The 14,487-nt window shown below is 55.7% G+C and carries 11 protein-coding genes and 2 pseudogenes; 7 read left to right on the top strand and 6 right to left on the bottom strand.

Annotated elements, in window-relative coordinates:
• Nucleotides 1–83: 83 nt before the first annotated feature.
• Nucleotides 84–277: pseudogene (locus IP81_RS19820) on the top strand (integrase core domain-containing protein); the annotation flags it as partial.
• A 228-nt stretch (nt 278–505) separates the two neighbouring features.
• On the opposite strand, the gene IP81_RS15125 reads toward IP81_RS19820, so the two are convergent.
• Complete coding sequence (locus tag IP81_RS15125) at nt 506–1,582, bottom strand: YeiH family protein (protein WP_231626903.1); 1,077 nt, start codon at nt 1,580–1,582, stop codon at nt 506–508.
• Nucleotides 1,583–2,652: 1,070 nt separating this feature from the next.
• On the opposite strand from IP81_RS15125, the gene IP81_RS15115 reads away from it, so the two are divergent.
• The 3 genes from IP81_RS15115 (at nt 2,653) to IP81_RS21695 (ending at nt 6,291) form a co-directional block, all read left to right on the top strand.
• Nucleotides 2,653–4,992: a TonB-dependent receptor gene (locus tag IP81_RS15115; RefSeq protein ID WP_054108852.1), complete on the top strand. Its 2,340-nt coding sequence runs from the start codon at nt 2,653–2,655 to the stop codon at nt 4,990–4,992.
• Nucleotides 4,993–5,206: 214 nt separating this feature from the next.
• The gene (locus IP81_RS21700; RefSeq protein WP_369800763.1) at nt 5,207–5,917 is read left to right on the top strand and encodes an SDR family oxidoreductase; all 711 of its coding nucleotides are present in this window, start codon (nt 5,207–5,209) and stop codon (nt 5,915–5,917) included.
• Entirely contained in the window at nt 5,917–6,291 is a 375-nt protein-coding gene (locus IP81_RS21695; protein ID WP_054108850.1) for a fumarylacetoacetate hydrolase family protein, read from the top strand. The genes IP81_RS21700 and IP81_RS21695 overlap by 1 nt, the downstream gene beginning before the upstream one ends.
• A gap of 407 nt (nt 6,292–6,698) precedes the next feature.
• Here IP81_RS21695 and IP81_RS15100 read toward each other — a convergent pair whose 3' ends face one another.
• Together IP81_RS15100 and IP81_RS15095 are read right to left on the bottom strand one after the other, a co-directional pair.
• A complete protein-coding gene (locus tag IP81_RS15100; RefSeq protein WP_231626905.1) occupies nt 6,699–7,049 on the bottom strand; it encodes a Rieske 2Fe-2S domain-containing protein in 351 nt (116 codons plus the stop codon).
• Between the two features lie 125 nt (nt 7,050–7,174).
• Nucleotides 7,175–8,440, bottom strand: a complete 1,266-nt coding sequence (locus tag IP81_RS15095; protein ID WP_157573274.1) for an MFS transporter — start codon at nt 8,438–8,440, stop codon at nt 7,175–7,177.
• 241 nt (nt 8,441–8,681) lie between these two features.
• On the opposite strand from IP81_RS15095, the gene IP81_RS15090 reads away from it, so the two are divergent.
• Complete coding sequence (locus tag IP81_RS15090; RefSeq protein ID WP_054108847.1) at nt 8,682–9,383, top strand: VOC family protein; 702 nt, start codon at nt 8,682–8,684, stop codon at nt 9,381–9,383.
• Between the two features lie 145 nt (nt 9,384–9,528).
• Here IP81_RS15090 and IP81_RS19810 read toward each other — a convergent pair.
• The 3 genes and pseudogenes from IP81_RS19810 to IP81_RS15075 form a co-directional block, all read right to left on the bottom strand.
• Nucleotides 9,529–9,750, bottom strand: a pseudogene (locus IP81_RS19810) (transposase); the annotation flags it as partial.
• Between the two features lie 297 nt (nt 9,751–10,047).
• Nucleotides 10,048–11,094, bottom strand: coding sequence for an MBL fold metallo-hydrolase (locus tag IP81_RS15080; RefSeq protein ID WP_082356209.1), 1,047 nt, complete (start codon nt 11,092–11,094; stop codon nt 10,048–10,050).
• A 61-nt stretch (nt 11,095–11,155) separates the two neighbouring features.
• Nucleotides 11,156–11,887 carry a GntR family transcriptional regulator gene (locus IP81_RS15075; RefSeq protein WP_054108844.1) on the bottom strand — a complete coding sequence of 244 codons (732 nt, stop codon included), beginning with the start codon at nt 11,885–11,887 and terminating at the stop codon, nt 11,156–11,158.
• A gap of 132 nt (nt 11,888–12,019) precedes the next feature.
• On the opposite strand from IP81_RS15075, the gene IP81_RS15070 reads away from it, so the two are divergent.
• Nucleotides 12,020–13,162: an acyl-CoA dehydrogenase family protein gene (locus IP81_RS15070; protein WP_054108843.1), complete on the top strand. Its 1,143-nt coding sequence runs from the start codon at nt 12,020–12,022 to the stop codon at nt 13,160–13,162.
• Nucleotides 13,163–13,359: 197 nt separating this feature from the next.
• Complete coding sequence (locus tag IP81_RS15065; protein WP_082356208.1) at nt 13,360–14,340, top strand: LysR family transcriptional regulator; 981 nt, start codon at nt 13,360–13,362, stop codon at nt 14,338–14,340.
• Nucleotides 14,341–14,487: the final 147 nt, after the last annotated feature.

Raw genomic sequence — 14,487 nt, 5'->3', positions numbered from 1 at the left:
ACTCGGCCAAAATCGGCTCCGTCACGGTGAACCAGATTGGTCGGAAAGCGCTCTAGCCCATTGGCTACTTCCATATCGACATGGCCGAGGTCCGCATCAGCATGGATGGTCGGGGGCCGGTGGATGGACAATGTCTTCATCGACCGGCTCTGGCGCTCCCTGGAGTACGAATGCGTCTACCTCCATGCCTTCGAGACCGGTTCCCAGCTGCGGGCTGGCCTTGGGCCGGTAGGTCACTTATTACAACGTCCCGCGTTCGCACCCGGGCCTGGCCGGGTGAACCCCGGTCGAGGCTTATTGGCGGATCGGGCAATCAGATCATGCGGGGCATGCCCCCCATGATCTGATGATCAAACAGGCGGCAGGAACGACAACCGGGATGATCATTGCGCCTGGGCCGCTCAGCCCCGTCTTCAACCCAATCCAGAAGGCCCCCCCCAAGCCCATACACAGGAAGATTGGCGAGAAAGCCGTTAACGGCTCTGGGACCTGATCGAAACGTGCTTTAATCATGCACAATAAGGACGGCCACTCCGAGCGACAAGAGCAGAGAGACAACCGAAGCTAGGACGATTGTGATCGCTGGGCGTGGCCCTGTCTTTAGCAATGCGGCCAGCGGCGATCGTATGCCTGTGGCGGCCACTGCACATGCAAGGCAGGCACTCGCAAGCAGCTGCGCCCCATCCGCAATGCTGGTCGGGATCACCCCTGAAGAATTGAGTCCCACCATCCCTAAAAAGCCCAATATGAACCACGGAAGTATCGGAGGACGCGCTTTTTGAGAATCTGACGCAGTGTCTGTACGAAAAAACAGTGCCACTACTATCATCGCTGGTGCCAATATAGCGACTCTGGTGAGTTTGACGATTGCAGAGACTTGTCCTGCCACTATTGAAAAAGAATATCCTGCCCCAAGCGACTGCGCGATGTCATGAATACTTGCACCGAGCATAAAACCGGCCTGATTGTTGGAAAGGCCGATCTGATGCGCAAGGGCGGGGTATATTAGCATTGCAGCAGCGCTGCATGCGGAGATGATGATGAGTGTGAGCGCCAACTGAGCCTGCCCTAGTCGACGCTCGCCCAGAAGGCTGGCAAATGCCATTGCGGCCGACGCGCCACAGATCGCCACCGATCCGCCAGCAAGCACCCCAAAAGCGCTCCCCAGACCTAGGCCCCTTGCAATGAGAATGCTGCAACAGATAACCGCTGCCGTAACAGCTACAACAGCGATCAGCGCTTCGGGACCAAGCGCGATGATCTGCGCCAGAGACACACGTGTGCCGACAAGGACAATGCCTAATCGTAACAGCGTACTCGACGCAAACATCAAACCCGAGGCGAGACGCTTATAAGTCGACAGGAAGTTGAGCGATAATCCGATGAGAAGGGCCATGAGGGTAAGCGGCACAGCATAATGATCTGCGAGATAGCCAGCCGCCAGAGTCGCGGCGATCGCAACTGTGAGGCCTGGCGCATATTCACGCCAAACGGACAGGTTGTCGGCCTTTTTGCAAACGATGTCTCTCTCGAGACCCTCGCCTTCGATCAGCATAAATGAAAACACCTTTAGACCGGTCATGGTCTTGCTTTGCAACTTCAGCGCGGGAGATCTCAATCAAAGAGCTTTTAGCGCACGACAGGATGTCCCGCTGCGGCGCGCCGCCGAGTTATTCAGCGAAATACTAAACACGCTACTGACACATCCGCAAAATGCTAAGTTCGGATACAACATTATCGGAAATGCTGATAAAGTAGAGCGGTGATCGTTTGAAAGTACGCTCGCCTGCCCATCAGGTGGGCCAGAACCGGCGTTGGTCGTCCAGCCATGCATTGCTCGCCTTAAATGGCCTTCGTCTCCAGGAAGCACCGCAATTCTTTGGTGCGGCAATGCGAAGGTGTTGATTGGCACCGAGAGTTGACCCGAGATGGGCGATAATTCTCACTAAGAAGTGACCCATGTTTTGGCCCATCCCTTGGCTGTTGCGTCGGGGGAATGAGCTGCCACCCGTTTCCGGACCGTCTGGCGCCGGCTTTCCTGCGTGCTGACATCAGGGCGGGGCTATGTGCCGCCGATGCCAAACATGAGCGATATCGGTATTTTGCTGCCGATCGCATTGTGCGGTCGTGCTTCGTTGTAGTCTCTAAGCCACGCCCCGAATCCTCGTTCCTTCGTCACTACGATGAGACCAAAACCCCCACGCAATAACGCACATTTGTCTCATAGCTGCTGACGGGGAACACCTGTCGAACTGGCTGGGATAACGCTCGAAGCCGGACAGAAGATTCTGACTTTTCTGGGGGCCGCCAATCGCGATCCGAGGCGTTGGGAGCAGCCTGATACCTATAAATGCTTCGGCAGAACTTTGCGCCTGTTCACAGGTTGAACCGTCCGTTTTGTGGCGTTGACAGGCCAGCCTCGAAGAACTCATTTTGAGGGGGAACGGTAGTACTGAGGTAGGTGTTGGGCTCGTTGGCTCGGCTTGAACACAAAGTAATTCTTTTGACACTCACCAGGTGGATGAAAACAATCGAAATGATTGTCGGACCGTATCAGCGTTTCAACAATACACTTAGCGAACTTGTCAGAATAATCATAAAAATTGTGCAAAAACAAGAATTCGCATTTAAAAAGTGAATGGGAGAAGATGAATGAAAGTGTTTGTAAGCAACTTAGCGCTTGTCGCAGCTATGCTCATTGGAACCGGTGCAAATGCACAGACTGGGCCATCCGCGGCTGCATCTGCTGCAGACGAGGACCAGCCTAGGGCCGGTGGCATCGAGGAAATCATTGTAACCGCGCAAAAGCGCGAAGAATCTATTCAGGACACACCACTTGCTATAAGCGTGCTGGATGGTGGCAGCCTTGCAGAGCGCGGGGTGAAGGATTTCACGACGATAGCCAGATTGGCGCCGGACGTCAGCTTTCAAAATAACGCAGCCACCTCCAACATTGGGATCCGCGGCGTTCGGTCCTCGGCAAGCGGGCCGACCAACGAAAGCCCGGTAGCTATCCATCTGGACGGGGTATATCTGTCCAGTACGCGCGGCCTTCAGGGCCTTTTTTACGATATCGACCGCCTTGAAATCCTGAAGGGCCCTCAGGGAACGCTCTATGGCCGCAACGCTACGGCTGGTGTGATCAACTTGATCTCGACCCGTCCTAAAGATTATCTGGGCGGTTACGCAGAAGTTGAGGTCGGCAATTACGGCCTTACCCGTGTTGAAGGTGCTCTCAACGTTCCGCTGTCCGACACGCTGGCCGTAAGGGCCGCCGGACGTCTGTTCGAACGTGATCCTTTCTATGAAAACGGAATGGATGACGCCGACCAGTCATCGGGGCGTGTTTCAATGCTGTGGACGCCAACTGCGGCGTTCAAGCTTTACCTCAGCGCCGATCTTTCAGTCAGTGATCGCGTCGGCCTCCGCGGCGCCGGTACCGCCGTGGCCGCTGCGCGTAACCGGTCGCAGAACAACCCTAACGCCCCAATACGTCCTCCGTTCACCAACGCACTGCTCACTGGCAGTCCGTTTGGCTTCAATCCCGTGCTTGATCCCATCGGTTTGGGCCCGCAGCGTGAATATCAGCGGGTCTGGGGTTACAATGCGCAGGCTGATTATGATCTTGGTTTTGCTACCGCAACAGCGCAATATGGCCGCCGTGAAACTCGGTTCGAGTTCGACCAAATCTCAGAAGGCTCGCCCGTGCCCGGTGCGACTTTACCCGGCTATTCGGCGGCAAGAGCGCGATCCAAGACGGATTCGGTCGAACTGCGGCTCGCTTCCAATGGGCAAACAGCGCTCCAATGGGTCGCCGGCCTCTTCTATTTCCGCGAAGACAATGGCGGTTCGCAGTGCCAACGTGCCAATTTTGATACTGCCAGCCCGTGCACGCTCACTATCGATACGCCCTTTCAGCTGAGCAATTCCTATGCCGTTTTCGGTGATGCCACGTGGACACCCGAAGCGCTGGACAATCGGCTCCATGTCACTGTTGGCGTGCGGTACAATCATGACAATAAAGAGGCCATCGCCACAACAACTTCGATCTTCGGCGTCAATGCGCGCAATGGTGTTTTGACCGATGCCAATGGCGTGGGCCTCAACGGCGCGGTGGTGCCTGATCTGCTGACGTTGTCGGCGGACCGCGTTACCGGGAGATTCGGCCTGGCGTTTGATGTGACCGAAGACAACCTGATCTATGCGAGTTATTCAACCGGGTATCAGGCTGGCGGTTTCGCGTTCGGAAGCTCGCCTGAGTTCGCGCCGGAAACGATCAAGGCTTTCGAGTTTGGCATGAAGAATCAGTTCTTTGACCGGCGCTTGCAAGTCAATCTCGAATTTTTCCACTACGACTACACCAACCAGGCGGTGAATGTCCGCGTTCCTTCGCCAACACCGCCTAACCCGCCGTTCCTCGACCAGACAGTTATCAGTATCGGTAGACTGCGTTATGTGGGGGGGGCTCTTTCCATCATCGCCGCGCCAACCCCGCGCGATCAATTCAGCCTCAATCTGAGCGTGATTCCGCAAGCCGAATTCCTGGACTTTGTCATACCGCCGCGGTTCCAGTTGGGGCTGCCGCTCAACTTTGAAGGTCGGCCAACTGGCGCGTCCGCAGGTAACTTGAACGGGGGCCGGATGCCCAACGTCCCAAGATGGGCGGGCAATGTTTCGTATTCCCATACTTTTGACCTGTTCGATGGTAAGCTTGTGGCACAGGGCGATGCCCAGTTCTGGGGCAATACACCGTTCGGCGAAGCGCTGCCGGGTACGATCCAGGAATTCGTCCGTCCGTCAGCAGTACGCGGCGATCTGACATTGACCTATACGTTCCCTGACGAGCGTTTGTCCTTGGTTGGCTATGTCAACAACATCACCGATGAGGCAACGGTGCTGGCGGCTGGCGGCTACAACGGAAATACCGGTCTCATTGGGGGGCTATTCATGCCACCGCGCACATTCGGGGGTATAGTTCGTTTCAGGTACTGATGTGATGGAGCGGCAATCTATGCAATGATTGTAAATTCGCAGGAGATAGTGATGAAGCGATGCAATTCCCTTCAAGGGATTGCAGGTGGAGACGGTCTGGTTGCTGCGGGGCCAAGATGGCGCTTGCAGCGGGCACCGGCTCCTCGCCGCCGAACAACTATCTTCTGCGGCATTGCGAGATCATTCTAGCCGCAGAGGTTGATCCGCTCGATGCCTGTCTCGAACAGCCCTTGCTGCCTGCTGCAAACAGATTGGGGATCCGTCCGATCGGTGTGCTCACCGGGAGGTTCGGCCTGACGACAAACTGCTGCACTCGAAGCATCTTTGGAACGCCATTGCGCCTCGCTTGGCAGCAGCAGGCGGCGGGTCGAATATGCTGGCGTCGAGCATTGCCGGGCTGCGCGGCAATGCGCAGCCCGGCATCTATGGCATTACCAAGGCAGCCGTGTCGCAGATGGCGCGCAACTTGGTCGTTGCGTGGGGGCCCGGCGGGGTGCGGGCCAATGCCATTGCTCCTGCGTTGATCGAAACCGATTGGGCGGCTGCGGTCGTTGGTAACCCGCATACACATGGCAAGAGGATGGGCCTGACCCCGCTGCGCCGGATCGGGACGCCAAAGGAAATCGCTGCGACGGCGCTCTATCTTGCCAGCGATGCGGGCGCTTTCGCTACCGGACACACGATCGTGGTCGATGGATCGTGGGACGGCAGGTTGTTGCTCGTTTCCCCTCCGCATGACAGCTGCGCCATGGCGCCGGCTGCGACGTTGCAGCAGGCCATGGACGACTGGACGGCCTTTGTGGAAGCTGCCGGGACCGTAACCGAATTTCCTCTCTGCCACTCGACCAGTCCACCCTTGTGGCGCCGATCCCGCGGGCCTGGCAATGGCTCAACGGTTCCGTGTTTCCCACCCATGCCGAACTGATGCAGATCTCCATCAGACTGGACCCGCTCGATACCAAACGCCCGCTGATGTACCAGGGCATGTCAGACCGCTTCCCCGGGCCATGGGAAGATGTGACCCTGCCCGGCGACGAGTATGGAATCGACTTTGAAGGCGAGTTTGGTGTTATCGTGGATCACGTACCCATGGGCACCTGCGCCGCCGATGCAGCCCGGCACATGAAGCTGGTTGTCCATATCAACGACTGGTCCCTGCGCGATGGCGCCATTTGCGGTCACACCCGAAGAGCTGGGATCGGCTTGGCAGGACTGCCGGGTTGGCCTGGATCTGCACGTCACCTGGAACGGAAGGAATGTCGGCCGGGCCAATGGTGCTGCAATGCTGTTCGGATTTAGCGAGCTGAAAGCGCATGCAGCTTTCTCGCGCGATCTTGTCGGGGCACCATTATAGGATCAGGGACCGTATCCAACCCGAACTATGTGGAAGTCGGTTCGAGCTGCATATCTGAGATCCGTGTGATCGAGATGATCGCCGATGGCATGGCACAAACGGGCTGCATGCGCTTTGGCGACCGGGTCCGGATGGAAGCCATGGCAGCGGAGGGCTCTTCCCCCTTTGGCAGCAAGTGGTCAGGGGTTGAAATAACGAACTTGAGCAAATTCAGGAGGTCGCGCGGCGTCGGCGCTGGAACGTCTCGAGGCACCTAACACCTAATCGCACGTGACGGACCTCGCCGGATGGTGGTATTCAACAAGATAATCGCAGCACTTGCGCCAAGGATGAGTGAGCCGAAAGGCCCCGATTAAGCGACATATACAATATCATCGCTTCGCACTTCGACAGGCCAAGTGATCAGGCCCTCAACATCGGGAACATTGATCCAGTGACCATTCTCCGGGATGAAGCGAGCGCCGTGGACACGGCAGATGACTGCGGAAGCTTCGCTGTTGAGGTATTGCTGTCCGGCTCCGACGAGCGGCCAGCCCGCGTGGGGGCAAGCGTCGACATAGCCGAATACCTGACTCTTCAGATGAATCAGAAAGGCCTTGAACACCTGGCCCCCAACCTCCCAACTGAAGCCACGGGACCCTGGGTCTGGAAGTTCGTCCCGTCGGCAGAGAGGAGTTCCTGCTAACGGGGCGGCGGGATTCATCTCTATCCGGAATGCCGCTAGTGGATCGCCTGACATCAACCTATCCTGATATAATATCTAAGCTCCGCTGTAGCGATTAGAGTACAGCGATTTAGCGAGACGATCGGCATAAGAGTCACTGTGAGTCATCGAGCCGGTATCTGCGGGTTGTTGACCGGTCCTTTGCCTTTTTCTCCAGGGACGAAGACATAAGGTCCGAGGAGCAACACAAGTAGGCAATTAAGCCCCAGCAGACCCACCGCCGCCATAGTTGCAATGCCAAACCCGCCGGTTACGTCAAACAAATGACCAACGATTACCGGGCCGAGTCCTGTCCCAACGACAAATGCGGAAAAGAGCATGCTATAAAGGCGACCGAAGTTCGCAAGGCCAAAGTAGCGAGATGTATAATATGCAGCCAGCTCGAGTTCCGCCCCTAGTCCAAGGCCCAGCAAGATAGCGCCGGCCACTGCCGTCTCTACAGTATTAGCTTGACCAATAAGAGCGACGCCAGCCATCGCAAAAGCGAACCAAAGGATGCCAACTTTTGGGGTTCGGATCCGATCAAGCAAAGCGCCAGCCCCCAACCGGCCGGCCATTTGGGCAAGAGCCACGCCGGACAGTACGGAAGCTGCCACGGCTGCGCTCATGTCGCGTTCGTGCAGCAAAGATGCCATATTGCTAAAGATGCCGTTGATCGCCGCTCCACCGATAAGGAACATGCCGACCATAAGCCAGAAATTCTTGGTTCTAAAGGCTTGTGCAGGTGTTAGTCCATCGTGAACTACCGGGTCTTGAGATGTTGCCGAACGGAGCTTGGGTGTGTCGCGAACGAAGAAAAACACGGTTGGCAGCGCAACGGCAACCATTATGATCGAAAGACCTGCTGGAACTGACCGCCAGCCATAAGTGCTGATCAGCAGTGCAACGATCGGCATGAGCACTGCAGCGCCAATGCCCGTTCCTGCAAGGGCGATGGAAGTTGCGACGCCGCGATGTCTATCAGTCCGCATAGAAATCGCCTTGAGGTAGAGAGGCGGACTCTGGAAATAGCAAACGACTCCTACCATCAGGCTTAAGCCAAAATAGATGGCGAGCGATCCGTCGATAAATGACAGGCCAGCGTTGGCAGCGGCATACAAGGTAATGCCCGGCAATAGGAGTTTGCGGACGCCAACTCGGTCCGCCCAAGCGCCGAGCAGAGGTGCGGCGATTGCGCCGACGATCGTCCCTAACAATCTCGGCCCCCAAAACTGAGCATGTGTCCACCCAAACTCGGTCGTCATGGGCTCTAACAAAAGTCCGGCTGAGAACACGGTAACCGGCGTTGAACCGACGCTTAGGCAGATCATCGAAGCAACGACGATGACCCATGAGGGAGGCAGTGCCTTCTCGGCCTTCTCGCTGTTCATTTTGTCTTCATCCCCTCTCTCACTCGCGGCCTCCTTTTGCGGCAAAAGGGGCTGTCGAGGCTGGAATGTCAATGCCGCGAAACGGGTGGTTCGACCTGTGAACAAGCGCAATTATAAGGAACTGATTGGGAGGCAACTATGTTTAATGATCATGAGGTGATGTGAGTATCGAGCTTCCGTGCAAGAACGGTGAAGAGAGTCGATCTTGTTATTGTCTAATTACGGTAACTGAGGTGAAAAGATGACGCAGCATGTAAATTTTGACGGCAAGAAGGAGGCTAATTTCCCGAAGGGCTTAACCGAACGGATGTCTCCTGTGCGGCACGATAAGTGGGAGGATGTTAAGGGAATGCCATCCCCTCGGCGGATCTCCCATTTATCGATAACGACAAATGAGAACTACGAGCAAATGCTCAACTGGTACAAAGTTGTGTTCGATGCGACCTTGGTCAACGGGATTGCAGGAATGATGGAGTTTCTAACATTCGGAAATGAGCACCATCGGTTTGCTATCGTGAAAGAGCCGTCATTGCAGGCAAAGCCGCTGGGCCGGGATCCGCGAGGAGGTATTGGACCGGCTGTGGTTGGGCTGACTCACGCGGCATTTAGCTATGCAAGCCTCGCAGAGCTTTTGTTCGCCTACCAGCGCATTAAGGAGGCTGGGATAACCCCTAGCTACTGCCAGAATCGCGGTTTAACCACATCGATCTATTATTACGATCCGGACTACAATGAGATCGAGTTGATGGTGGACAACTTTGATACCACTGAAGAATGTTATCTTTATAAGCGGGATCATCAAGCGAAGGATGGGGGCTTGCATAGCTATGACGGCAACTTCGATCCCGACAAAATGCTAGAGTTGTTGAAATCCGGTGTGCCTGATCATGATCTGAAAGACCGCAATAAGCTTATTGAGCTGAACAAAGCGGGAAGAATATGATATGTTTGTATCAACTCGATGACTGACATGCACTCCTGATTGTTACCATTCAGAGGTGTATTCTCACCAATGTTTGCTCGTCCACCTAGCCATGGACCACTCGGATCTGGAGTTTCCCGCCTGATTCAGATCCGAGTGGGCTGGTTTAATCGGCTGCGCTTGCCAGCGTGATTGGGGGGAGATTTCCGATCGCGCTGTGCGGTTGATCTTCGTTGTGGTGTTTAAGCCAAGCCTCCAGCTTTTCGCAAGCATCTTGCCGCGACAGGAACCAATGGGCGTTCAGGCATTCACTGCGCAGCTTGCTTTTAAACGCTTCGATGAACGCATCGTCCGTTGGCTTGCCAAGGCGGGAGACCCGAAGGGCGACGAAGCCAACGCGAGGATGTCAACGCGCGCTGGTAACCGCGCAAACAAGTGCGCGCTTAAGAACGCTCGCTACCTGCCCACGCAAGGCGGGCCTACTCCGGATAGATCCGCTCAAGCTAACGCAAGGGCCGTCCACGAAATCAAGACAAAAGGATGGACGCATCACCGTGCCACCTAGCCGCTGTTTCTATTGATATAGAGTGCGGATGGGACGGGATGAGGTAGTATTGCGCTACTCTCTGACGCCCCACCCGCAAGTTTGTTCGGGACCGAATTACTGGACCGATGCTCACCGCCCCTAAAAGGTGTCTAGGTCACTCGCAAGGGTCACGGGGCCACTGTAGAACCTTTGGACCCCTTCAACGTACATTGCGAAGGGATCGGGGTCGTTATCGTTGCCAGGACCAATGTGACTGAGGACGACTGCCTTAACCTTTGCGGCCGACGCCAGCTGCCCGACTTGTTCAGGTGAGAGGTGATCGCGTAAGATATGATCCATCGCAACCGCAACCGCCTCCGGTGACATGTCAGGATTGTTGCGGAGTAGCCGCTCCTTGGCTGAGTTGGGGTCGGAGACTTCAACAACCAAGAGGTCAACGCCTGTCGCAAACTTCACAAGCGAATCCGATGGGCCAGTGTCCCCACTAAACACCACGGTACGATCCGCCGTTTCGAAACGAAACGAGAAGGACTTGGCTCGGCTACCAGGGAGTAATTCATTATAGTGAGCGTTTTCAGAAGCGTAGACCTTTACGTCCTGATCGCTGTAGAGCAGCCCCGACTCAGAAAATTCGTGTACCCGTGGGAGCGAGCGCGGATCGAAGCCACTGGGGGCTGATCGCGATGCCTCGAACCCTTCAAGGCCATCGAGATAGCCATTCACTAATCTTGTTATGCCATAGGGGCCATAAATGTCGATAGGCTTGGTGACCGAAGTCATCACGCGCAGCCCTAGCAGCGTCGGCAACGCTGCCGTATGGTCCAGGTGCATGTGGGTCAGGAACACTGCTTCAGGATCACCGATACGGATCCCCGCAGCCGCCATCCGCATGAGCATGCCGTCCCCAGCATCGATCAAAAACGTCCTGCCATTAACTTGAAGGGCGTTCGACGACTTCGCCCGTTTTACCCGGGGAAATGGTCCTGCGCCTGTGCCCAATGTTATTACACGTGTTTTTGAAGTTTGGGCATTAGGAGCGGCCTTGGCCACTTGCGCTGCGGAAGGAGAACTGGTCATCGTCAGTGCTAAAGCGGCGCCCCACGCCAGATAACGTCCGATCGGCATCCCCAAGCGATTGCCTGCAACGCAGCGCTGTAGTATTTTCAAGTTAGATAATACCTTCATTCTAACCTCTCCTTGCTTCTTTTCTGTCGCTGTACGGTCCGCTTAAGAGCGCCAAATGAAGCTATTCGAGTTTTGATAGATAATGATAATCATCGGTGAGGCAACGAGAGATGCGCCGCTCAACAGGCCGATCACACAGATCAACTGCAACGCGATCGATCTGTAACAGCGGGGTACCCACAGGCACACCCAGATGCCCAGAATCATTGGCGGTCGCACCGACCGCCTTCAGCTGTTCGACCGCTTTGGCGATCCGGACGCCGTAGTGGACAGAATAAAATTCATAGAGGTTGTTAGGCAAGTCCTGCGCTTCGATCTTGGGAAAAAGCACGACAGGTAAGGTAATTAGCTCGGTTATACAGGTCAGCCCGCCAAGCGACCGTGTGCGGCGCAGTTTAACAACCTGCTCGCCGACTGCGAGCCCAAGTTGTGCCTGATCACCTGCATCGGGCGGTTCGGTATTAACGGAGAGAACCTGGCTTTCCGGAAATTGTCGAGCCTGAGCATCCGGCGTCAGCCGCTGGAACTGGAATAGGATGCGAGCCTCATCATGCAGCGTAACATAGGTGCCCTTACCCTGCTGTCGGACCAAGACTTTGTCGGCGGCAAGTAAGCCTAGCGCCGCACGAATGGTGCCTAAACTGACCTCGAGGTCCGCCGCGAGGTCGGATTCGCTAGGCAAGGCTTCGCCTGCCCCCTTCCAGCCGTTGGCAATGCGCCGTAGCAGGATCTCTTTGACCTGCCGGTGTAATGGCATAAAGTTCGGCAGCTCGGCGCTTATCATATCGCGCATTTAAGCAGCCATAGCCGCGATTCAAAGTAGAAGAATTCGCACGGTGCACCATGTGAACATTGTTGCTGTAGCAACTTTCCCAAATTTTGTTTTCAGTCGACCTTGCGAAGGCTTTGCGAAAGATGTGAAATCATGCCCTACAATTTGGACCTCCATGCCGTAAAAACGTCGGAGCCGATTCCGACCACTGAGGATTTGCTCAGTCGCGTCGATGCGCTTGTTCCACACATCCGAGAGCGCGCTCCTGAGACGGCGAAACTCACTTCGCTGCCCAAAGTTGCGGTCGCCGAAATGAAAGCAGCTGGGCTCCACCATATTCAGCAACCGCGCCGGTTTGGCGGCTACGGATACAGCCAAACACTATTCGTCGACGTGGTCGAAAAGATAGCGGCTGAATGTGGTTCAAGTGCTTGGGTTTATGCCGTGCTCGCAGCCCATCAAAGGTTGCTGGCTGGATATCCCGACGAAGTCCAGAAGGCGATTTGGGATGAGACGCCCGATAGCGTCGCTTCGTCCGCATTCGCACCGACAGGAGACGCGATCCGCGTAGCCGGCGGATATTGCTTGTCTGGTCGCTGGCCATATTCAAGCGGCTGTGACTTTGCTCAATGGGCGTTACTGGGCGGCAAGCTAGCTGGCGAAGTCCGGCCCCTGACTTTTGTCGTCCAAATGAAAGACCTCGAAATTCTGGACGACTGGCACTCCACCGGCCTCAAAGCGACAGGGAGCAAGACGTTGGTTGGTCGAAACATTTTCGTTTCCGACGCATTCGCTAGGACAACACCGCTCTTTGAAGGTTCGACCGCGCCAGTCGGGTTAGTATCGGTTGCTATCGGCTGTGCCCGCGGCGCGATCCGCACTTTCATCGAACTCTACGGGGAGAAAATTCAGCCAATCCGTGGCGGCCGAATGCTCGATTCTGAGGCGATCCAAGACAAACTTGCACTTTCGATGGCGGATGTGGATGCTGCCTCGCTATTAATCCATCGTGACATACAAGATACTGATACGGCGCTCGCGCGGCACAACGCCATTCCAATTGAGATTCAGTCTCGGAACCGCCGTAACCAAGCCTATGCCGGTCGCCTTGCTTTGCAAGCCATCGACCGTCTGTTTGCCGTTGCGGGTTCTACGGCAACTGCTGAGGGCAATCAACTTCAGATCAAATATCGCGATGTTCAAACAGCTACCCTTCATGCCTCAATGTCGTGGGACTTAGCTGCACGCCAATCGATCCGAATGCTGCATGATCCGGCTTTCACGCCTGCTTTTTAACATAGTCCGCCAATGTGTATTGCGGCGCACAGTGTTTGGGAGGAGTTTTCAAAGCAACGCGGCAGCCCAAACGGCATGTTGATAATCTGCGGTAATGAGCCGTAAATCGAAGGCGAATGTAGTGCACCTACTAGCCCTAGCCGGAGGAAAGCTGGGCATCGTGTCAAAAATTATTGAGAACATCGATAGGATGCGGAATGCGGTTCAAAGGGCTAAATCTGAACTTACTCTGCGCGTTACAGTCTCTTTTAGAGACACGGAACGTATCTGAGGCAGCCCGAAGCCTATGCCTTAGCCAGCCCGCGATGAGTGGCGCGCTTGCACGGCTCCGAGACCATTATGGCGATCCAATTCTTCAGCCAGCAGGGCGTAGAATGCTCCTGACGCCCTTCGCGGAAAGTCTAATCGAGCCGCTGCGTGATACGATGGGTCATATCGATACGCTCGTGAATGCGACCTCTACGTTCGATGCTGCTAAGTCTCATCGGAGTTTTACTATTGTTACCTCAGACGATCTTTTCCCGGTACTCATGCCCCACGCCATGGCCCGAATCGTACAGGCAGCGCCAAACGTTTCGCTCGAGTTCTTCTTGCCAGCCGGTAGTCCAGGATCATCCCTTAGACGTGGCGAAGTTGATCTTATCTTGACACCCGATGGGTTCATTCCGCCGCCCTATATCTGTCAGCCTTTTTGCGAAGAGGATTTTGTTGTCTTAGGCTGGAAAGGCAACCCGATGCTTTCGGACATGCTGGACTTAGAGCGCTTCTTTTCGCTGCGGCAAGTGGTTGTCCGTTTCCCCAATGCCGCCGAACGCTCGTTGACTGGCCAAGTGGTGTCTTTCGCCGAAATGGCGCTCGTGTCTGCCGGATTCAGCCCTTCTGTGGCGGTTATCGTACCTACGTTCTCTGCCGTTTTCCCAACCGTGATAGGCTCCCCATTCATCGCTGTCGTTCATCGCCGACTAGCCCGTGCACTTTCATCACCCGAACACCATGTCGTGTGCGAGTTGCCGTTGAAAATCGGGCCTATGCGGGAGGTGGCGCTCTATCACCCGCTCCGCGCCAATGACGCAGGATTGCACTGGTTGCTCAAAACATTACGCGAGGCTCTGGATGATGTGGACGGGGCGGCAGAGGCCGTACTGGTCGGTTCTGCCGGGAAGGAAGCCAGATGCTGATCGCATGCACTGGCTCGGGTGCGGGGATGACGAAGTAGCCCCGATTGGTTTCGATGAGGACGATGACCGTCATCAGCGTCCGGGAGAGGTGCCAGCCAAGCGATTGTGCGGTTGCCAGTGGCATGTTGCGGCTCCTGCCTAGGAGCG

Source organism: Novosphingobium sp. AAP83 (genome assembly GCF_001295795.1).
Taxonomy (GTDB): domain Bacteria; phylum Pseudomonadota; class Alphaproteobacteria; order Sphingomonadales; family Sphingomonadaceae; genus Novosphingobium.
This window is presented reverse-complemented; position numbering and strand designations above follow the sequence as displayed.

Bases quoted from the DNA above. Each gene is read 5' to 3' on its own strand.
- IP81_RS15125 (WP_231626903.1), bottom strand. From the start codon at position 1,582: ATGACCGGTCTAAAGGTGTTTTCATTTATGCTGATCGAAGGCGAGGGT.
- IP81_RS15115 (WP_054108852.1), top strand. From the start codon at position 2,653: ATGAAAGTGTTTGTAAGCAACTTAGCGCTTGTCGCAGCTATGCTCATT.
- IP81_RS21695 (WP_054108850.1), top strand. From the start codon at position 5,917: ATGCAGATCTCCATCAGACTGGACCCGCTCGATACCAAACGCCCGCTG.
- IP81_RS15100 (WP_231626905.1), bottom strand. From the start codon at position 7,049: ATGAATCCCGCCGCCCCGTTAGCAGGAACTCCTCTCTGCCGACGGGAC.
- IP81_RS15095 (WP_157573274.1), bottom strand. From the start codon at position 8,440: ATGAACAGCGAGAAGGCCGAGAAGGCACTGCCTCCCTCATGGGTCATC.
- IP81_RS15090 (WP_054108847.1), top strand. From the start codon at position 8,682: ATGACGCAGCATGTAAATTTTGACGGCAAGAAGGAGGCTAATTTCCCG.
- IP81_RS15080 (WP_082356209.1), bottom strand. From the start codon at position 11,094: ATGAAGGTATTATCTAACTTGAAAATACTACAGCGCTGCGTTGCAGGC.
- IP81_RS15075 (WP_054108844.1), bottom strand. From the start codon at position 11,887: ATGCGCGATATGATAAGCGCCGAGCTGCCGAACTTTATGCCATTACAC.
- IP81_RS15070 (WP_054108843.1), top strand. From the start codon at position 12,020: ATGCCCTACAATTTGGACCTCCATGCCGTAAAAACGTCGGAGCCGATT.
- IP81_RS15065 (WP_082356208.1), top strand. From the start codon at position 13,360: ATGCGGTTCAAAGGGCTAAATCTGAACTTACTCTGCGCGTTACAGTCT.